At 65.4% G+C, this 18,898-nt stretch carries 16 protein-coding genes and 1 pseudogene; 9 read left to right on the top strand and 8 right to left on the bottom strand.

Annotation, left to right across the window (positions count from 1 at the left end; all coding sequences use genetic code 11):
- The first annotated feature begins 100 nt into the window (after nucleotides 1–100).
- Both KHO41_RS37720 and KHO41_RS37715 read left to right on the top strand, forming a co-directional pair.
- On the top strand, nucleotides 101–1,066 hold the full coding sequence (locus KHO41_RS37720; RefSeq protein WP_244874217.1) for a Bug family tripartite tricarboxylate transporter substrate binding protein: 966 nt from the start codon (nucleotides 101–103) through the stop codon (nucleotides 1,064–1,066).
- A 19-nt stretch (nucleotides 1,067–1,085) separates the two neighbouring features.
- A complete protein-coding gene (locus KHO41_RS37715; RefSeq protein WP_211958326.1) occupies nucleotides 1,086–1,457 on the top strand; it encodes a PHA-granule associated protein 4 in 372 nt (123 codons plus the stop codon).
- A 64-nt stretch (nucleotides 1,458–1,521) separates the two neighbouring features.
- Here the strand turns inward: KHO41_RS37715 and KHO41_RS37710 are convergent, their stop codons facing one another.
- The 5 genes from KHO41_RS37710 to KHO41_RS37690 are packed head-to-tail and all read right to left on the bottom strand — an operon-like array spanning nucleotide 1,522 to nucleotide 5,986.
- Entirely contained in the window at nucleotides 1,522–2,313 is a 792-nt protein-coding gene (locus KHO41_RS37710) for a citryl-CoA lyase (protein ID WP_211958325.1), read from the bottom strand.
- Between the two features lie 24 nt (nucleotides 2,314–2,337).
- Nucleotides 2,338–2,826 (bottom strand): MaoC family dehydratase, encoded by a 489-nt coding sequence (locus KHO41_RS37705; RefSeq protein ID WP_211958324.1) that lies wholly within the window; start codon nucleotides 2,824–2,826, stop codon nucleotides 2,338–2,340.
- 10 nt (nucleotides 2,827–2,836) lie between these two features.
- The gene (locus KHO41_RS37700; RefSeq protein WP_211958323.1) at nucleotides 2,837–3,985 is read right to left on the bottom strand and encodes an acyl-CoA dehydrogenase family protein; all 1,149 of its coding nucleotides are present in this window, start codon (nucleotides 3,983–3,985) and stop codon (nucleotides 2,837–2,839) included.
- Between the two features lie 19 nt (nucleotides 3,986–4,004).
- On the bottom strand, nucleotides 4,005–4,757 hold the full coding sequence (locus KHO41_RS37695) for an SDR family oxidoreductase (RefSeq protein ID WP_211958322.1): 753 nt from the start codon (nucleotides 4,755–4,757) through the stop codon (nucleotides 4,005–4,007).
- 41 nt (nucleotides 4,758–4,798) lie between these two features.
- Nucleotides 4,799–5,986, bottom strand: coding sequence for a lipid-transfer protein (locus KHO41_RS37690; protein ID WP_211958321.1), 1,188 nt, complete (start codon nucleotides 5,984–5,986; stop codon nucleotides 4,799–4,801).
- A 246-nt stretch (nucleotides 5,987–6,232) separates the two neighbouring features.
- On the opposite strand from KHO41_RS37690, the gene KHO41_RS37685 reads away from it, so the two are divergent.
- The 3 genes from KHO41_RS37685 to KHO41_RS37675 all read left to right on the top strand — a co-directional run bounded on the left by KHO41_RS37685 (nucleotide 6,233) and on the right by KHO41_RS37675 (nucleotide 10,868).
- Nucleotides 6,233–6,457: a hypothetical protein gene (locus KHO41_RS37685; protein ID WP_211958320.1), complete on the top strand. Its 225-nt coding sequence runs from the start codon at nucleotides 6,233–6,235 to the stop codon at nucleotides 6,455–6,457.
- Nucleotides 6,458–6,477: 20 nt separating this feature from the next.
- Nucleotides 6,478–7,917, top strand: a complete 1,440-nt coding sequence (locus tag KHO41_RS37680) for an aldehyde dehydrogenase family protein (protein WP_211958319.1) — start codon at nucleotides 6,478–6,480, stop codon at nucleotides 7,915–7,917.
- Between the two features lie 179 nt (nucleotides 7,918–8,096).
- A complete protein-coding gene (locus KHO41_RS37675) occupies nucleotides 8,097–10,868 on the top strand; it encodes a LuxR C-terminal-related transcriptional regulator (protein WP_211958318.1) in 2,772 nt (923 codons plus the stop codon).
- Here KHO41_RS37675 and KHO41_RS37670 read toward each other — a convergent pair.
- The gene (locus tag KHO41_RS37670) at nucleotides 10,847–11,674 is read right to left on the bottom strand and encodes an enoyl-CoA hydratase/isomerase family protein (RefSeq protein WP_211958317.1); all 828 of its coding nucleotides are present in this window, start codon (nucleotides 11,672–11,674) and stop codon (nucleotides 10,847–10,849) included. The two genes, KHO41_RS37675 and KHO41_RS37670, sit on opposite strands and share 22 nt — an antisense overlap.
- Nucleotides 11,675–11,956: 282 nt before the next feature.
- Between KHO41_RS37670 and KHO41_RS37665 the strand changes: the two genes are divergently transcribed.
- From KHO41_RS37665 to KHO41_RS37650, 4 genes are all read left to right on the top strand, one after another.
- Nucleotides 11,957–13,615 (top strand): GMC family oxidoreductase, encoded by a 1,659-nt coding sequence (locus KHO41_RS37665; RefSeq protein ID WP_211958316.1) that lies wholly within the window; start codon nucleotides 11,957–11,959, stop codon nucleotides 13,613–13,615.
- A 74-nt stretch (nucleotides 13,616–13,689) separates the two neighbouring features.
- The gene (locus KHO41_RS37660; protein ID WP_211958315.1) at nucleotides 13,690–15,243 is read left to right on the top strand and encodes an acyl-CoA synthetase; all 1,554 of its coding nucleotides are present in this window, start codon (nucleotides 13,690–13,692) and stop codon (nucleotides 15,241–15,243) included.
- A gap of 34 nt (nucleotides 15,244–15,277) precedes the next feature.
- Nucleotides 15,278–16,183, top strand: coding sequence for a TauD/TfdA dioxygenase family protein (locus tag KHO41_RS37655; RefSeq protein ID WP_211958314.1), 906 nt, complete (start codon nucleotides 15,278–15,280; stop codon nucleotides 16,181–16,183).
- Nucleotides 16,184–16,200: 17 nt separating this feature from the next.
- On the top strand, nucleotides 16,201–17,190 hold the full coding sequence (locus tag KHO41_RS37650) for a Bug family tripartite tricarboxylate transporter substrate binding protein (protein ID WP_211958313.1): 990 nt from the start codon (nucleotides 16,201–16,203) through the stop codon (nucleotides 17,188–17,190).
- Nucleotides 17,191–17,422: 232 nt separating this feature from the next.
- On the opposite strand, the gene KHO41_RS37645 is transcribed toward KHO41_RS37650, so the two are convergent.
- A complete protein-coding gene (locus tag KHO41_RS37645; RefSeq protein ID WP_211958312.1) occupies nucleotides 17,423–18,754 on the bottom strand; it encodes a DUF1254 domain-containing protein in 1,332 nt (443 codons plus the stop codon).
- A 51-nt stretch (nucleotides 18,755–18,805) separates the two neighbouring features.
- Nucleotides 18,806–18,898: pseudogene (locus KHO41_RS37640) on the bottom strand (IS5-like element ISCARN85 family transposase); the annotation flags it as partial.

Genomic DNA, 18,898 nt, shown 5'->3' with positions numbered 1-18,898 from the left:
CAAGGACTCAGACGAACACAGCAGACGCAGAATCCCTGCTCTGGACGCTCGCCAGTCGAGGCAGAGCGGCAAGCATGCAAGTCAATATCAGGAGACAACAATGACAGGTATCTTGAAAGCGCTTCTGGCCACAGGCGTTGGCCTTGTCGCCACGCTGGCTTTCGGCCAGACCTACCCCAGCAAGCCCGTCAGAATCGTTGTGCCGTATCCCGCAGGTGGAACCGTGGATGCTGTCACGCGGGTTGTTGCGCAACGCCTGAGCGAAAACCTCGGCCAGCAATTCCTTGTCGATAACCGGCCTGGAGCCAGCGGAACGCTCGGCAGCAAGCTGGTGGCGACCTCTGCGCCGGACGGATATACCTTGCTTGTGCAGGCATCGACCTTCGTGGCGACCCCGATGCTGATGAGCACAACGACCTATGACATCGAAAAGGACTTCACGGCCATCACGCAACTGGGTAGCGTCCCCATGCTGGTGACAGCGCATCCCGGTGTTCCTGCAAAGGACCTCAAGGAATTCATGGCCGCCATCCGCAAGGAGCCCGGGAAGTACACCTTTGGCACCTCGGCCGTTGGGTCGGCAAGCCACCTTGCCGAAGAAGCGATCAAGCACGACGGCAAACTCCAGTTCGAGATCATCCCCTACAAGGGTACGGCTCCGGCGTTGACAGAAGTCATGGGCGGACACATCAATGCCATGGTGGATGCCTTGCCATCGACGCTGCCCCATGTGAAGAGTGGAAAGCTGAAGCCGCTTGCCGTCACCAGTGCGAAGCGCATTGCCGCGTTGCCGGACGTTCCGACTGTTGCGGAGTCGGGATTGACCGGCTTCGAGATGGTTTCCTGGTACGGCTTGTGGGGACCGGCGAAAATGCCCGCCGACCTGACTCAACGTATCCGGAATGAAGTCGCGAAGGCCTTGGCTTCGGAGAAGGCGGTCAAGGTATTGGGGGATTATGGATTCAGCGCCACCGCGTCCCAGCCGGCGGATTTCACCGCATACATCCGGCAGGAGAAGGCCAGATTCAGCACCCTGATCAGGGAGGCAAAGATCAAGCTCGACTGACGGCATTGGGAGGGCCACGATGAGCACCTATACCGCACGCGACCGAGCCAGCGCTGTGGAACACATTCATGGTCGCGTTGCCGGCACGCTCGAGTTGGACTACGACAACGCATGGCAGGATGCGTTTGAACTGGAGCAACTCGGGCGTCAATACGGTGTCGACGTCCAGTATCGCGCCGTCGAGCATATCTCCGTGGCATCCCCTGAAGCATTGGTGCGCGGCCTGTGCATGGAGAAGCCCACATTCAGGCAGCGCTACCTCTATTGCAGGTTCGACATGGCCGCGCTGTCTGAGGATACGCTGCGCAATCTGGAGGCGCTTGCCATTGAACACGGCGACTACCTGATGCCCGGTCACCTCTTTACGGAGGCAACGCTGACCTGGGTGTGAGCGGCCGGATTCACAACCCTGTGCGTCTGCCCGGGCTTTACGTGATCCGGCTTCGACGACCAGTTCAGCCGTTCTTCGCCTTGCGCACCGGGATCTCGTTGCGCGGATCCTGTTGCAGCACCAGGTCCCAGAGTTGTTGCCCGATCGGCTGCTGGCGTTCCTCGTACAGGTGCGCCAGCAGGCCGGCCGCACGGCCCACGAGCATGAAGCCGCGGGCGAGCAGCGGGTCCAGCCCCATGTCGCCGATGATGGCGCCGATGGCGCCCACCGCGTTGATTGGCAGGTTCTTGCCCATCTCTTCGCGGAATACTGTCTCGATGGCCATCATCAGGCGCCAGTGCTTGCCATAGCAGCCGTTCTCGCGCGACACGCGCGCCAGCGTCGGCACGCGCGGATCGCCCTGCACGTGGATCGGGTGGCCGACGCCATAGATGGCTTGCTTCTTCTCGCGGGCCACGCGAATGGCCTCACGTGCGCACGCAAGGACGGCCTCGTCCGAAGCCTCCTCGGGCAGCTCGCGCGCCGCATTGATCAGCAGTTCCGCCGCGTTCTGCGTGGTGCCGAGGAACACGCTGCCCGCGCCGAGCAACCCCGCCGCGACCGCGGCCTGCATCGCCTCGGGCGCGCCGAGGTAGGTCAGGCGCGCGCTCATGGCGCTGGGCGTCAGGCCATGGTCGCAGGCCGTGACCAGGATCAGGTTGATCATCCGCTTCTCGCGCTCGTCCGGCACGCGGTTGAGGATGGTGAGCATCATCATCTCGACGAAGTCGAGCTTGCCCAGCAGGTCGTTCGACAAGTCCTGGCCGCGTACGGTGATCTTGTCGAGCGTGGTGTAGCCAATTTCAGTGGTGACCATGGAACATCCTTCTTGTATCGGTCGTCAGGCGGCCGGGCGGCGCAGCACCATCATCCGGGCGTTGCACTCGCAGACCACTTCGTCGCGTTGGTTGATCGCCAGGCGGCGGAAGTCGATGATTCCGCGCCCGGCGTTCGAGGTTTCCCGACAGCCGGCCACTTCGATGCGGCCCCGGATGGTGTCGCCGATCAGCGTGGGCTTCGGAAAGCGGAAGCTGACTTCGAGCAGCCCCACAATGGATGGCTCCAGAAGCTGGTTGATGACCGTGCGCGTGTTCAGGCCCGAGAGCACGGACGCCACCAGCATGCCGTGCGCGATCCGCTTGCCCCATGCGGTGCCGGCGGCGTACTCGGCGTCCACATGGACGCGGTTGTAGTCCGCGCTCAGCGCGGCGAAGCTCACGACATCGGCCTCGGTAATCGTGCGGCTGGCGGTGTCGAACGCCATGCCAGGCTCCATGTCTTCCCAGTAGTAGCGAAGTCCTTCGAGCGCAGACAGCGAAAGGGATTGCATAGCGGCCTCCTTACGCGATGGCCGACATGCCGAGCACTTCGCGCCCGACGATCAGCGTCTGGATTTCCGCGGTGCCTTCCGGAATGAGCCCGCCACTGGTATCGCGGAAGATGCGTTCAAGCGGATACTCGGTGGAGTACCCCAGGCCGCCATGCACGCCGATGGCGATCTTTGCCACTTCATGCGCGGCCTCGGCCGCATAGAGCTTGGCAATCGAGCACTCGATGCGCGACGGCAAGCCCTTCTCCAGCGTAACGGCCGCCTTGTAGCCCAGCGCCCGCGCCGCTTCCACGCGCACCATCATGTCGACGATGTGCTTCTGCACGAGCTGGAACTCGCCGATGGTCTTGCCAAACTGCTTGCGCGTCTTCGCGTATTCGACCGACAGGTCCAGCGCTGCCTGCGCGGCACCGACCGCGCCCATGGCGATGTTCATGCGCCCGTAGTTGAGGCCGACCGACATGGCCTTGAGCGCCCCGCCCTCCTCGCCCAACAGGCTGGACTTGGGCAGCCGGATGCCATCGAGGAACAGCTCCGACGTGCCCGACGCCTTGAGCACCATCTTGTCGACCAGCCGCGCGTCGATCGGCGTTTCCGCCTTGTCCAGCAGGAACAGCGAGTGCCCGCCGTTCGAAGTGGCGCTGTGCAGGCGCGCCAGCACGATCACATAGTCGGCCGCCACGCCGTTGGTGATCCACAGCTTCGACCCACTCAGCAGGTAGTGGTCACCCTTGTCCTCGGCGCGGGTTTCGATGCCGGCCGGGTTGGAACCGTGGTTCGGCTCGCTGAAGGCCACGCACGCGCCCTTCGTGCAGGCCATGACTGGTGCCAGGAAGCGGGCCTTCTGTTCCGGCGTGCCGAGCTGGCTCACCAGCCGCGCGAACACGTTGGTGATGTTGACGATGGTACGCAGCGAGCCCCAGTAGTAGCCGGCGTCCTCGAGCATCATCGCCCACGTGATGAAGTCGAGGCCCAGGCCACCGTCCTCTTCGGGCAGCATGCCGCCGATATAGCCAAACTGGCTGACACCGGCAAGCACATCCAGCGGAATGCGGCGCTCGCGTTCGCAGTCATTGATGCGCGGCGCCACTTCGTTCTTCAGGTAGCGGCGAATGCTGTCGCGCAGCGCGACCTGGTCTGCGTTGAATTCGAAATCCATGATGCTTTGCTCTGACAACTCAGGAAGAGAAGCGGCCGCCGGTCACGTACAGCGTGACGCCGCTGATATACCGCGCGCAGTCCGATGCCATGAACGCGACCGACGAGGCGATGTCCTCGGGCATGCCGAGGAAGCCGACCGGGATCTTGGCCAGCGCGGTGTCCCGCAAGGCTTCGTAGGTGGGATTGGCGCGCATCAGTTCGGTCTCGACGAAGCCGGGGGCTACCGCATTGACGGTGATGCCGTACTTCGCCTGCTCCAGCGCCAGCGCGCGGGTAAAGCCGATCAGCCCCATCTTGGCCGTGCTGTAGTTGGTCTGGCCGGGGTTGCCGAACACCGCCCGCGAGGCGATGTTGACGATGCGGCCCCAGCGCCGCTCCATCATCGACGGCAGCACCGCACGCGTGCAGTGGAAGGCGCCCTTGAGCACCACGTCGACGACCGAATCCCACTCGCCTTCGCTCATCTTCGTCAGGTAGCGGTCCTTGTTGAAACCGGCGTTGTTGACGAGGATGTCCACGCCGCCGAAGGCTTCGGTCGCGGCCGCCACCATCTGCATCACGTCACCCTCGTGGCACACATCGCAGCGCGTGGCGATGGCTTCGCCGCCGCTCGCCACGATCTCGCCGGCCACCTGCGTGGCCACGGCCAGGTCGATGTCGGACACCACGATCTTCGCGCCTTCGCGCGCCAGCGTGTGCGCCGTCTCCGCGCCAATCCCCCGGCCACCGCCGGTCACCACGGCGACCTTGCCGCCAATACCCAGATCCATCTTTGTCTCCTTCCTGCTAATGCTTACCAGCGGCCCAGGCTTCAGTCCTGCTTCTGGAACAGCGTGATCACGCAGGCGCCGCCCAGACCGATGTTGTGGGCCAGCGCGTTGCGGGCACCGGCCACCTGACGCTTGTCCGCCGTGCCGCGCAGCTGGTGGGTCAGCTCGAAACACTGTGCCAGGCCCGTCGCACCCAGCGGATGGCCCTTCGACAGCAGGCCGCCTGACGGGTTGGTGACCCACTTGCCGCCATAGGTGTTGTCGCCGTCGTTGACCAGCTTCTCGGCGCCGCCCGCCTCGCACAGGCCGAGCGCTTCATAGGTCAGCAGTTCGTTGTGGGCAAAGCAGTCGTGCAGCTCGATCACGTCGACGTCCTGCGGGCCGACGCCGGTCTGCTCGAAGACCTGCTTCGCGCCAAGCTTGACCATGTCGGCGCCGACCACGCGGATCATGTCGCGTGCGTCGTAGGTGCTCGGCAGGTCGGTGGTCACGGCCTGGCCGGCGATCAGCACGTCGGTGCGCAGGCCGCGCTTGCGGGCAAACTCCTCCGACATGACGACAGCGGCGGCCGCGCCGCAGGTCGGCGGGCAGGCCATCAGGCGCGTGATCACGCCGTCCCACAGTATCGGCGCGTTCATCACGTCTTCGGTGCTCAGCACGTCGCGGAACACGGCCAGCGGGTTGTTGGCGGCATGGCGGCTGGCCTTGGCGCGGATCTTTGCGAACGTCTCCAGCTTCGTGCCGTACTTCTGCATGTGGGTGTAGCCGGCGCCCGCGAACTGGCGGATCGCGCTGGGCAGTTCCGGCTGGCCGACGAGGTCGATGGTCAGCGCCATGGCGCGCTCCAGCGCCAGCGCGCGGTCATCCCAGCGCGACTTCAGCGCGCCGGGCTGCATGAACTCGAAGCCCACCGCCAGTGCGCACTCGACCACGCCGCTGGCCACGGCCTGGCGGGCCAGGAAGAGCGCCGACGAGCCGGTCGCGCAGTTGTTGTTGACGTTGATGACCGGGATGCCCGTCATGCCCACCTGATACAGCGCCTTCTGGCCACTGGTGGAGTCGCCGTAGACGTAGCCGGCATAGGCCTGCTGCACATCGGCGTAGTCCACGCCCGCGTCCGCCAGCGCCTGGCGCACGGCGGCGGCGCCCATGTTGTCGTAGGTGTCGCTGGCACCCGGCTTCTTGAACGGAATCATGCCGACGCCGGCGACAAAGACTTTGCGAGTCATGGTGGTCTCCTGATGTAGGGATTGGCAGGCGCTGACCGGAATGGCAGCCGCCGAACGGCAGCCATCTTCGGTCCGGTGACGCGGCGGCTTTCCACCGCCAATTGGGGGGCCCAGCCTCGAACGGCAGCCTGGCTGGGTGAATATCAGCAAGTGCACGATTCGACGCGCCGCTGGACTCCCCGATTCAAGGTGGGATTCCCGCCTCCCGCTCGGCGCTACCCTCATGCCTGCGACCAGAAAAACCAAGTGGATTCGCGTTTCACCGAAGCGGAAGGGGTCTTCAGGCAGGAAGTGCGCGACTTCGTCACCGAGGCGTTGCGAGCCGACATCCATGACCAGGTGCCTGGACACCAGCGGCTGAACAAGGATGACTACGTGCGCTGGCAACGTCTCCTGCACGCGTGCTGCTCGGCGACAGCGACTACCACCCTGGGGCAGTACACGGCCGCCGTGGTTCGCCGAAGTTCTTGAAGCAACTAGAGGAGATTGCGATGAAGATCCTGAACACCTTTCACATCGGCGGCCAGTGGGTAGAGCCATCGGCAGACGCGACCCGCGCAGAGCTGACCGACCCCGCCACGGGCCAGCTTGCAGGCATGCTGGCAATGGGCGCGGAGGCCGATGTCGATCTCGCCGTGGCAGCCGCCCGCAAGGCGCTTCCTGCGTGGTCCCAGTCCAGCCGCGAAGCGCGGATCGCACTGCTGACCCGGATTGGCGAAGGTTACAAGGAACGGTTCGACGAGATTGCGCAGGCCGTCACCGCCGAAATGGGCGCACCGCTGTGGCTGTCGCGAGAGTTGCAGGCCGCCACCGGCCTGGCGCAGATCCAGGCGACGCTGGCTGCGCTGCAATCGTTTCCCTTCGAGGAAACGCGAGGCGGCACACAGATCGTGCGGGAAGCGGTGGGCGTGGTTGCGCTGATCACGCCGTGGAACTGGCCCCTCAATCAGCTTGCCGCCAAGGTCGCGCCAGCGCTGGCGGCCGGTTGCACGATCGTGGTCAAGCCCTCTGAAATCGCGGCCCTTTCGGCGCGTATCTTCGCTGAGATCGTGCAAGACGCGGGCACGCCGCCGGGCGTCTTCAACATGCTGTTCGGCGACGGCGTCGCCGTTGGCCGTGCGTTGTCGCGTCATCCGGATGTCGACATGGTATCGATCACGGGCTCCACGCGTGCCGGCGTGGATGTGGCCGTGCAGGCCGCGCCGACGGTCAAGCGCGTGGCGCAGGAACTCGGCGGCAAGTCGGCCAGCGTGGTCCTGGACGATGCCGATCTGAAATCCGCCGTGTCGGGTACGGTCATCAGTTGCATGATGAATTCGGGACAGACGTGTATCGCCCCCACCCGCTTGCTGGTGCCGCGCCCGCAGTATGAAGCGGCCGTCGCCATCGCGGCGGCGACGGCCAATGCACTGAAAGTCGGCGATCCGCGGCAACCCGACAGCCGTCTCGGCCCGATCTCGAACCGTGCGCAGTACGAGCGCATACAACAGATGATCGAAACGGGTATCGCCGAAGGTGCACGCCTGATTGCCGGCGGCCCAGGCCGACCGGAGGGCCTCGCGCAAGGCTTCTATGCCCGCCCGACCGTCTTCGCGGACGTACGCAACGACATGGCCATCGCCCGCGAGGAGATCTTCGGCCCTGTGCTCACGATGATCCCTTACGACGACGAGGACGAAGCCATCGCCATCGCGAACGACAGCGACTATGGCCTCGCCGGCTACGTCTGGTCCGGCGATCCGGCCCGTGCGGCGCGCGTGGCCGCTGCGCTGCGCGTGGGCGCGGTACAGATCAACGGCGCGCGCATGGACTTTACTGCCCCGTTCGGCGGCTACAAGCGCTCCGGCAATGGCCGCGAGTTCGGCCAGTACGGGTTGGCGGAGTTTCTCGAATACAAGGCCATTACCGGGGCCCCTGCCGGCGCCGCCTGAGTGGTGCGCCAAGTCCTTCACTCATGCATGACCGAGGGATACGGGCGACGATGACTGGCGAGCGGCCAGTCTGATTACCCCTGGGCGGCCGTCCACCGGCCGCCCCATCGTGCTACATTCGTCTCATCCTCCATGCCTTCCGCATGGACTGTAAGGCACCCGCACGGTGCCAATTCCGCATGACCGATTCTTCCAGCGTCACCACCGGATCCCCTGTCGATAGCCGGCTCGTCCCGCCACGGCCCACGCGCGGCGTGGTACCGCGCGACGCGCTGCTCGCCCGCCTGACCGAAGCCCGGCGCCGGCGCTGCATTGTCGTCCAGGGACCGGCTGGCTATGGCAAAACCACAATGCTGGTGGCCTGGATGCGCGCACTGGGCGGTTTCGGCTACGAAGTGGCCTGGCTGTCGCTGTCGGAAACTGACAACGACGTGGCGACCTGGCTCGCCGGCCTGGCAGGCAGCGTGGCCCGCGTCGATCCGGAGATCGCACTCGAAGCCGAACAACTGGGGCAGGCCGCGACTGCCGGCAGCGATGCCATCGAGCGCACCATCATCGCGCTGGTGCGCGGCATCGCGCGCCACGGCCGCGAGCTGGTGCTGGTGCTCGATGACCTCCACCACCTGACCGACCCACGCACCCATTCGGCATTGAAATGGCTGATCGATTACGCACCGCCCAACCTGCATCTCGTCTTCGCGTCGCGCTCCCCGGTGCCGGTGCCGCTGGACCGCCTGCGCGCGGAAGGCGAGTTGCTCGAACTCGGCATGGCCGAGCTGCAATTCACCGCCGCCGAATCGGAGCAGTTCCTCCAGTCGCAACTCGGTGAACTCGACGCCGCCAGTGCGGCACGCCTGCACGTGCTGACGGATGGCTGGGCCGCGGGACTTCAACTGTTCGCGCTCGCGTGGAAGAAGCGCCGGCGCGCCGCGCCCAAGGGTGATGTAGCCGAGGCCTTCTTCCAGAAGGCCTTGCGCAATGCGCGGGCGTTCTCGACCTATTTTGAGCGCGAAGTCCTCGACCACCTTCCCCCCGCCCTGATCGCGCTGCTCGTGCGGGTGTCGCCGTGCAGCCGCTTCTGCGCGTCGCTGTGCGCAGCGCTGCTCGGTGACGTGACGCTGGCCGACGCGGCCGCGTTGCTCGCACGGCTCGAGCGCGACAACCTGTTTCTCACGCAAGTCGGCCCGTCACACGACGAAACCTGGTATCGGCTGCACCCGCTGCTCAACGACACGCTCGCCGAACGGTTCTCCGCGCTAGACGAAGCCACCCGCCGCGCCGTGCACGTCGCCGCGTGGCAATGGTTCCGGGATCGCGGACTGCTGGACGAGGCAATCCAGCACGCGTTGGACGCCGGCGAGCCTGCCGCCGCCGCGGAGCTGGTGGAAGCCTGTGCGCCACAACTCTTCCTGCGTGGAGAGCGCAACCGGCTCATGGTCCTGGTGCGGCAGCTTCCGCCCGCGAAAGTCCGCGCGAGCCTGCAACTGCGCATGTGGATGGCACGCGGGCAACTCTACCGGCGCGAGTTCGACGACTGCGCAGCCACGCTTGATGCCGTGGATGCCGCGATGCCAGCTGGCGACGCCCGCAACCGCTTTACGCTTGCCACACTACGCGGCGCGCTGGCGGCCCAACGCGACGACATCGATGGCGCGCAGGCCATGGTGCCGCGCCTGGAGGCGCCGCCCGCGAGTGCCGACCCGATCATCGTGGCCGGAAGCCGCCAGGTGCTGTCCTGGCTCTATATACGGCAGGGGCGCTATGCGCTGGCACGCGCCACGCAGACGGATGCGCCTGGTGCAACCGTCGACGGCATGCCACTGGTCGGCTCGGTCGTCGGCGTGCTGTTCGGCAAGTGCATGATCGGGCTGAGCCACGCGCTCGAAGGCCAGATGTCCCAGGCCGAGCAGATTTACCGTGCGACGCTGCGCGATGCTTTGCAAGGTGGCAGATCCTGCGTGGATACCGCCAATCTTGCGGCGTCGCTGCTTGGCGAAGTCCTGTACGAGTACGGCGAAATGCAGCAGGTCCGCGAACTGCTCGAACCGCGTGTCGAGGTGCTGGAGTACGTTTGCCTGCCGGATTCAGTGCTGCGGATGCTGACCGCATTGGCCGGTGCACGCTGGGCCGCCGGCCATCGGCTCGAGGCGCTCGCCTACCTCGAGCGCCTTGAGGACTATGCGATCCGCCTGGGTCTCGACCGGCTCCTGGCATCCAGCCTCTCGCAGCAGGCGGTGTATCGCATGGCAGGCGGTGAATTCAGCGCCGCACAGGAATTGCTGGCGCGGCTCGCCACCATTGATGCGCGGCATGCGCATGACGACGCATCCCCCTTCAGCGAAATCCACTTCGCTGCCGAATGGGCAGCCATCCGGTCACGGCTCGATACCGGCGACGTGGATCAGGCCGGCAAGGACATCACATCGCTTCTGGACTATTGCCGCCGCCACGGCAAACAACGCGAAGCCGCCGGCCTGCTGGTGATGCATGCGGGCGTGGAAGCTCGCCGGGACCGCATGGCTGCGGCGCACGCGGACATGATCGCCGCGCTGGAACTCGGCCACCGCCTTGGCCTGGTGCGAACGATCATCGATCACGACCTTGCTGTGGATCTGGTTGCCCAGGTGGCCGCTCTGCCCACACTCGATCCGGTGCTGGCGTTCTACGCCGAGCGGCTGCTGCGAAGCGGCAAGGACATCGCGGCGCAGGCGGGAAAGCCAAGGCAGGCCGGTCGCGCCATGGCGCCGAAGTTCAGCCAGCGCGAGACCGACGTTGTATGGCTGCTGGGGCAGTCGTTCAACGCCAAGAAGATCGCCCGCGCGCTCGGCTTGTCGCCCGAGACGGTGAAATGGCATCTCGGCAACATCTACAGCAAGCTCGGCGTGTCGGGCCGCGACGAGGCCATCGACCGTATCCGCGACCTTCGCGATCAAACGCGATCCCAGTTGTAACGCGCCGGCCGCCCGGTGAGGAAGTCCGCGGTCGCTTCCCGAAAATACGGCGCGGCGGCCGCCAGCGCCTGTGCCGAGGCTTCCAGGTCCACTAGCGTCTGATATGGCGTCTCGAAGCTGCTGTTGAGCAGCCGCTTGCTCAGGCCCATTGCCTCACGCGGGCCATCGGCAAAGCGGCGCGCAAACGCCCAGGCGGCCTCGGGCAGCGCCTCCGGCTCATGCAGCGCATGCACGATGCCGAGCTGTTTGGCTTCTTGTGCGTCCAACCGGCGGGCCGTCAGCACAAGCTCCTTTGCCATTGACAAGCCGACGATGCGCGGCAACTGGTACAGCGCGCCCAGGTCCGGCACCAGCCCGATACGCGCAAACGACAGGCAGAACGACGCCCTGGTCGACGCCAGCACGAAATCCGCCATCAAAGCCAGGGAAAAGCCGGCGCCTGCGGCCGGCCCGTCGACCGCTGCGATGATCGGGATATCGAGGTCCCGCAGGCGTTGCAGCCAGGCATGCACCGACAGGACCACGCGGCGCATGGTGTCCGGTGCGGCCGGCCCGCTTTCACCGTCCGCCTGCTTGTGCTGGATTGCCTTGATGTCACCGCCAGCGCAGAAGCTGCCCCGCGAGCCTGTGAGGATCAAGGCGCGGATATTCCGGTCGGCCTCGACCCGGTCAAGCATGTCGCGGTAATCGAGCCGCATGGTCGAGGTCAGCGCATTGCGGACCTCCGGGCGCTGGTGGGAAAACTCGGCGACGCCGTCTTCGATGACGAGGCGGCATTCGCGAAGCTGGATGGTTTCGGTCGGCATGGTCGGGTCCTGCAGGTAGAGATGTGGCACGACGGGTGCACGAAAGCGCCCATGCCCTAAATGATGGTGCCGAATCGCCTGGCGAATTCCCACCCCGTTTCGGTAGGCACATTCGCCATCGCCTTTCTTGCACGCTGCCTGCGCCCTTCATGCGCCTCTCCCGCACTTACCGCATCGGGGTGGGTTTTACGCCCGACTGCTTCTGTTCTACTGCGCTAAATCGCCATGGGCTCAGGCATGTGCCCAGTACCAGCAACCGGCACCCAGACCGGCAGGAGACCTATGCAACACGAATACGATTACCTCGTCATCGGCGGCGGGTCGGCAGGCTGCGCCGTCGCCGGCCGGCTTGCCCAGTACAGCAGCGCCCGCATCGCGCTGGTCGAGGCAGGTCCGACCGATCAGAGCGCGGTCGTCACCACACCGCTCGGCGTGGCGCTGACCGCACGCAAGCCAGGCACCTACAACTACGGATTCCGTACGCCGGAGCAATCCACTCTGGATGGCCGCCAGGTGCGCATCCCGCGCGGCCGGGGTCTTGGCGGCAGTTCATCGATCAACGCCATGGTCTACATCCGCGGCAACGCCGGCGACTACGATCGCTGGGCCGATCTGGGTTGCCAGGGCTGGTCATGGGCGGAAGTCCTCCCGTATTTCAAGCGCTCCGAATGCAATGAGCGGCTGGCCGGCGGCGCCGATGATGCATGGCATGGCGCGCACGGCCCGTTGTCGGTGGTGGACCATCGCTCGCCGGGTCCGTTCTCGCGCTATTTCATCGAAGCCGGGCTGAGCGCCGGACATGTGTTCAACGCTGACTTCAATGGCACCGCGCAGGACGGCGTCGGCTATTACCAGGTCACCCAGCGCAACGGCGAGCGGTGGAATGCCGCGCGCGCCTACCTTCGCCAACAGGGTGCACCCGGCGAAGATCGGCCCTGGCCGAACCTCGATGTCCTTACCGGCGCCCAGGTGGAGCGCATCCTGTTCGAGAACGGGCGTGCCACCGGCGTGCTGGTGCGACGAGGCGAAACGCAGGAAGTCCTTTCAGCGCGGTGCGAAGTCATTCTCAGCGCAGGCGCGATTGGCTCGCCGCAGCTTCTGATGGCCTCCGGCATTGGGCCGAGCGAACATCTGCGCGACGTAGGCGTTCCACTCGCACTCGATGCACCAGGCGTCGGCCAGAACCTGCAGGAGCACCCCGATGTCCTGCTGACCCAGCTCGGCGTGGGCAGCACCGACCTGCTCGGCGTGTCGCTGCGCGGCGGTGTCCGCATGCTTGGCGAACTGTCTCGCTATCGCCGCCATCGCACCGGCATGTTTGCGAGCAACGTGGCGGAAGCCGGCGGCTTCTTCCGCAGCCGCCCTGGCCTGGCGGATCCGGATCTCCAGGTCCATTTCATCAATGCCGCCATCACAGCGCCGATGAAGCCCGGCCATGGCTACTCGGCGCACGTCTGCCTGCTGCGGCCCCACAGCCGCGGCGCGTTACGGCTGCGCTCGCCGAATGTCGGCGACGCGCCCGACATCGACCTCAACATGCTGTCGGACCCGCGCGACATGGATACGATGGTGGCCGGCGTACGCCTGCTGCGCCGCATCCTGGATCAACCGCCGCTGGCGCGCTTCGGCGGCCGCTCGGTCGATCCGTGGCTCAGGGCCGAGCAAGTCAACGGCAGCGACGACGAAGCGATTCGTGCGCTGATCCGCTCCCGCGCCGAGACCGCCTTCCACCCCGTCGGCACCTGCCGCATGGGTTCCGATGACGGCGCGGTAGTGGATCCGCAACTGCGCGTGCGAGGCATCGAAGGGCTTCGTGTCGTCGACGCTTCGGTGATGCCGACGCTGATCAGCGGCAATACCAACGCACCGTCCATGATGATCGGCGAAAAAGCCGCCGACATGATCCTCGGCCGGCAGCCGCTTGCCGCCGCGCCACACTGATTCACACTCCGGCCGGTCGCGCCAGCGCGATCGCCCGCGCCGTGACAGGTCTCCCGCCCCTTTCGGAAACGTCCATGTACCTGACCCAAAGCTTGCAGCGTTCGCTGCAAATCCAGCCCGACCGGGTTGCGACCCTGTTCCGCGGCCGCAGCCGCACCTACCGTGAATTCGGCGACCGCGTGGCACGGCTGGCCGGCGCCCTGCAGAAGCTTGGCATGGCGCCGGGCGACCGTGTGGGCATGCTGGCGCTCAATTCCGACCGCTACCTCGAATACGCCATGGGCGTGTGGTGGGGTGGCGGCGCGATGAACCCGGTCAATATCCGCTGGAGCGTACCGGAGATCGTCTACTCGCTCGACGACTGCGACACGCGCATCCTGATTGTCGACGACCACTTCCTGCACATGGCTGCCGATATCCGGGCGAGCGCCAACCGTCCGCCGGTCCTGATCCATGCCGGCGATGGTCCGGCGCCGGACGGCATGCTGTCGTTCGAAGCGCTGATCGCCGACAGCGAACCGGTCGCGGACGCCGGCCGCGGTTATGACGACCTTGCCATCATCATGTACACCGGCGGCACCACGGGCCATCCGAAGGGCGTGATGCAGACGCACATGAGCCTGTGGACCGGCTGCATCCAGCGCATGGCCGACACCCCGCCGATGCGGAATGGCCGCGTGCTGCACGTCGCACCGTTGTTCCACATCGCTGCGTTCAGCCGCGTGCTGTGCCAGTTCATCGCCGGTGAAATGCACGTCATTGTGCCGATGTTCGAGCCGAAGGAAATTCTGCAGACCATCGAGCGCGAACGGATCACGGACATGGCCATTGTGCCGACGATGATCCAGATGCTGATCCAGCATCCGGATTTCGCGAAGCACGACCTGAGCAGCATGAAGCGCCTGGGCTATGGAGCGTCGCCGTTCAACTCGGCAGCGCTGGAGCGCACGTTTGCGGCCTTGCCGGGCGTGGAGTTCTCGCACTCCTACGGGCTCACCGAAACCATGATCGTGTCGACCAACCCGCCGTCCAACCACGATGCGGCCGCACGCGCGAAGGGGATGCACCTGTCGGTAGGCCGCGTGTCACTAGGCCTGTCGGTCCGGATCGTCGATGGCGAGGATAACGAGGTGCCGCGTGGCACGGTCGGGGAACTGGTGGTGCGCGGCCCGAGCGTGACGCGCGCCTACTGGAACAAGCCCGAAGAAACGGCACGCACGCTGCGCGGCGGCTGGATGCATACCGGCGACGGCGCCTACATGGATGAGGACGGCTACCTCTTCATCGTCGATCGCATCAAGGACATGATCGTCAGCGGCGGCGAGAACGTCTATTCCGCAGAAGTCGAGAACGTGCTTGGCCGACATCCGGCCGTGGCGATGTGCGCGGCGATCGGCATCCCGAGCGCCGAGTGGGGCGAAGCCGTGCATGCGGTCATCGTGCTGCGCCCAGGCATGTCGGCCAGCGAGGACGACATCCGGCAGCACTGCCGTTCGCAGATCGCCGGCTACAAATGCCCGAAGACCGTGGAGTTCCGCAGCGAGCTGCCGCTGTCGGCCGCCGGCAAGGTGCTCAAGCGCGACCTCAGGGCACCGTTCTGGGCAAGCAGATCGAGCAACGTCAACTAACGGATCTTTATCAAATAAAAATTGGAGGAAAGACATGACGATCGCCCAAGCGTCTGAAACGACGACCTCGGCCCCTGCCGTGGTCCGGCCCAGTGCCCTGCAGTCCTCCTTTTCGCTGACGCGGATCTCGCCGGCGCTCGGTGCGGAGGTCGGCAACATCGACCTCACGGCGCCGCTCGATGACGACACCATCGCCGTGCTGCGGCGCGCGCTGGTCGAGCACAAGGTGCTGGTATTCCGCGACCAGGACATCACGCCGGCGCAGCACGTGGCGTTGGCGCGGCGCTTCGGTGAACTGGAGGTGCACCCAACCTTCCCGCACGACGACGCATTCCCGGAACTCGTGCTGCTGGGCGGTGACGGGAGCAAGCCCGCGATGGAGAACGGCTATCACAGCGACGTGTCGTGGCGCGAGGTGCCGTCGATGGCGTCGATGCTGCGCTGCGTGCAATGCCCCGAGATTGGCGGCGACACCGTCTGGGTCAACATGGCGCTCGCTTACGAGAAGCTTCCGGAGCACCGCAAGCAGCAGATCGAAGGGCTACTCGCCGTGCACGATGTCCTGCCGGCGTTCGGCAACAAGATGACGCCGGAACAGCGCAAGCAGTTCCCGCCCGCGATCCATCCGGTTGTGCGCACGCACCCGGAAAGCGGCGAGAAGATCCTCTACGTAAACGGCGGCTTCGCTACGCACTTTGCCAACTTCCAGTCTCGCAACGCAGTGCGCGGCGCCTTCGAGGCGCAGTCGGAGAAGCATGATCTGATGGAATACCTGCTGCGCCAGCCGGCCATCCTCGAATACCAGATGCGCCTGCGCTGGCGGCCCAACACGATTGCGTTCTGGGACAACCGCTCGACACAACACTACGCCATCCAGGACTACTTCCCGGCGGTGCGCCGCATGATGCGCGCCACCATCATTGGCGACCGTCCGTTCTGACCTCCACGGAGCATGAGATGAAATGGAAAATGTTCGCGGCTATTGCCGCGATGGCCGCAATGGCCGCAATGGCGTTCAGCCCGGTGGCCCGGGCCGAGGCGTATCCGGCCAAGCCCATCACCTTTGTCGTGCCCGTCCCGCCGGGCGGCGGCATGGACGCCATCGCCCGCGCGCTGGCGGAGGCCATGAGCAAGCGCATGGGCCAGCCCATCATCGTCGACAACAGGCCGGGCGCCGGTGGCATGATCGGCACGCAGTTCGTCGCGCGGGCAGCGCCCGATGGCTATACCATCCTTCTCACGCCCTCGGGGTCCATCCTGACCGCGCCCTTCCTGTACGCGAAGGTGCCGTACGACCCAAAGCGCGACCTGACCTTCATCTCGCAGATCTGCACGGGACAGCTCGTGCTCGCCGTCAATCCGCAGAAGGTGCCGGCGAAAACGGTGAAGGAGTTCATCGCGTGGGCGCAGCAGCGCAAGGGTAACGTCACCTATGGCTCCTACGGCGTGGGCTCGGCGGGGCACCTGATGTCGGCCTACCTGAATCAGGCCAACCGGCTCGAGATGACGCACGCACCCTACAAGGGCGAGTCCCCAATGGTGCAGGACCTGATCGGCGGTCAACTCGACTGGGCGATCGGCACGGCCGGCGTAATGGGCCCGTACCTGCAGAGCGGACGGCTGCGCGCGCTGGCGGTCATGGGCGATCGCCGGCTGGTGGACTTGCCCAATGTGGCGACCATGAGCGAGTCGGGCTACACCGATCCGGAGTACCGCCCCATCGGCTGGGCAGCAATGCTCGGCCCGGCGAACCTGCCGCCCGCCATCCTCGCCCGCCTGGAACAGGAAGCGCGCGCGGCGGTGCAGACCACCGAGTTGAAGGCACGCTTCCAGCTCTACGGGATGTATGGCATGGGCACCACGTCTGCCGCGTTCCGCCGTGATTTCGATACGATGCTGCCGGTGATGGAACGGCTGGTCCGCCTCTCTGGCGCGAAGATCGAATGACGTGAGTCGGCGATCTGCTGTTCGTCCTGGCGCGTTCGAGGACACGGAGCTCACCCAAGTCTTTATCACCTTGAAAGGGGCGGCTCCGAGGACATCGCTACGGCTTTTGTTCGACCCGCTACGGCCATCGCGCCTTCCGACTCGGATGGCGCGATGGCCGACTCGGCCCTTCAGCGTGGTGGCGTCGAATGTCTCAGAGGGATGGTGAGCCCCCGCCCTGCCCATGCGGGCTTTACCTCACCCGGTGGACCTGTGGAGGCACCCACGTTCCGTCGATAATCTCGCCGCGAGGCGAGTACAGGCGGAGCAGCAGGTTGAACGGCTGCTGGGAGGCAACCGGAAGCCAGTTCGGCTCCTTGCTCTTGCCCGGCGAGTCAGCCTGAATCAGGAGATCGACGGAGCCATCCGCGTTGGCAACAAGACTGTTGCGACTGCCAAGCATCTGTCGATTCATCTTGTTCGGGATGAAATAGCCATCCTTGTCATAGGCCGTCACCGACCAGAAAGCATCCACAGGTGGCAGCTGACCCTTTGCAAAGTGCAAGACGTATCTGGAGCCACCGTCGAGCTGCCGCCCCGCGCTATCGGACGCGATCGCAGGATAGATGGCGTCCTGCGGCAAGTTCTCGCCCAGGCAACACTGCGCGATGGCTGCCCGATACGTGTAGTCCACGCCATAGGCGCCGCTGCGAGTCGAATAGGCCCAGCCCTTTACGCCAATGCCGGCAGCCTTCTTCCCCTCGCTCATGACCAACGCATGACCCTCGGCAGCGCCCTGTTCAAACGCTTTCTGGATGCTGACGGGCGCGGACTTCAGGTCAAACGGCTGGCCGGCCTTGAAGCCGACGCGATCCAGGCGATGAATCATCGGATAGTCAGCGGGCCCGGCCGGATTGTCCTTAAGCAGTTCGGCAAAGTGCCCGAAATACGCTGCGGCGTCCATCCTGTCGACTTGCACGGGCGGGCGCGTCTTCATGTCAATCGACGGGTCGACCTTGCCCTTTGGCGGGATGTAAGTACCCTTGCCCCAGGCCGAAAGCGGAGTGAGCTTGTAGCCGGCCTGCACCTTGTGGACCGCTTCGTAATCCGCGGGGCCGTTGGTCTGGGTACGTCCGATGACAAAGGCGCGCCGGGTCGGGCTGCGTATCAGCTCAAGCCCCGCCGGGACGTTGCCCGTCCAATCTGGAGCAACAAGCAGGAAATCCTTCGCGACATTGCGGCCAGTCGTGCGAGTGCCCGGCACCGCGAAGATGTCGCTCCAGAGGCTCATCAGCGGAAGCATGAAGTACCGATCGGTCGCAGGGACGGACAGCACGACAGGCTCGGGGCCGAGATCAAGTCCGGCGGCTGAGTAGAGCGTGTCCTGATTGGGACGAACCACGGCCTTGAAATCAACCGGCACAAACTCCCGCGAGTGTGTGAACTGGTTGTAGGGCCCTTGCGTGATGATTCCGGTCGCTTCGGCATAGTTTTGCGCTTGCCGCATCGTCACATCATCCAGCACCAGGGGATACGCATAGACATAGGCGTCCCGAGCGATCTCGCGCGCTTCCTTGTCAGTCACGCTTTGCGCATGCGCGAGCGTTCCAGTTGTCAGTGCTAGGGCCTGTTCACACTATCTGAGCCCGTCGACGATGAGCGCAAAATTGATGAAGGCGATGAACATCACGTCCAGCTTGTCGAACCGGGAGAAGATGCGACGAAAGCC

Origin of the sequence: Cupriavidus numazuensis, from assembly GCF_905397435.1 — a bacterium.
Classification (GTDB): domain Bacteria; phylum Pseudomonadota; class Gammaproteobacteria; order Burkholderiales; family Burkholderiaceae; genus Cupriavidus; species Cupriavidus numazuensis.
Note: the sequence above shows the minus strand (reverse complement) of the source record. Positions and strands in the feature narration are given on the sequence as shown.

Excerpts from the sequence above, each read along its gene's own strand:
- KHO41_RS37650 (WP_211958313.1), top strand. The coding sequence starts at position 16,201 with ATGAAATGGAAAATGTTCGCGGCTATTGCCGCGATGGCCGCAATGGCC.
- KHO41_RS37690 (WP_211958321.1), bottom strand. The coding sequence starts at position 5,986 with ATGACTCGCAAAGTCTTTGTCGCCGGCGTCGGCATGATTCCGTTCAAG.
- KHO41_RS37665 (WP_211958316.1), top strand. The coding sequence starts at position 11,957 with ATGCAACACGAATACGATTACCTCGTCATCGGCGGCGGGTCGGCAGGC.
- KHO41_RS37670 (WP_211958317.1), bottom strand. The coding sequence starts at position 11,674 with ATGCCGACCGAAACCATCCAGCTTCGCGAATGCCGCCTCGTCATCGAA.
- KHO41_RS37655 (WP_211958314.1), top strand. The coding sequence starts at position 15,278 with ATGACGATCGCCCAAGCGTCTGAAACGACGACCTCGGCCCCTGCCGTG.
- KHO41_RS37680 (WP_211958319.1), top strand. The coding sequence starts at position 6,478 with ATGAAGATCCTGAACACCTTTCACATCGGCGGCCAGTGGGTAGAGCCA.
- KHO41_RS37720 (WP_244874217.1), top strand. The coding sequence starts at position 101 with ATGACAGGTATCTTGAAAGCGCTTCTGGCCACAGGCGTTGGCCTTGTC.
- KHO41_RS37700 (WP_211958323.1), bottom strand. The coding sequence starts at position 3,985 with ATGGATTTCGAATTCAACGCAGACCAGGTCGCGCTGCGCGACAGCATT.
- KHO41_RS37715 (WP_211958326.1), top strand. The coding sequence starts at position 1,086 with ATGAGCACCTATACCGCACGCGACCGAGCCAGCGCTGTGGAACACATT.
- KHO41_RS37695 (WP_211958322.1), bottom strand. The coding sequence starts at position 4,757 with ATGGATCTGGGTATTGGCGGCAAGGTCGCCGTGGTGACCGGCGGTGGC.
- KHO41_RS37710 (WP_211958325.1), bottom strand. The coding sequence starts at position 2,313 with ATGGTCACCACTGAAATTGGCTACACCACGCTCGACAAGATCACCGTA.
- KHO41_RS37675 (WP_211958318.1), top strand. The coding sequence starts at position 8,097 with ATGACCGATTCTTCCAGCGTCACCACCGGATCCCCTGTCGATAGCCGG.
- KHO41_RS37705 (WP_211958324.1), bottom strand. The coding sequence starts at position 2,826 with ATGCAATCCCTTTCGCTGTCTGCGCTCGAAGGACTTCGCTACTACTGG.
- KHO41_RS37660 (WP_211958315.1), top strand. The coding sequence starts at position 13,690 with ATGTACCTGACCCAAAGCTTGCAGCGTTCGCTGCAAATCCAGCCCGAC.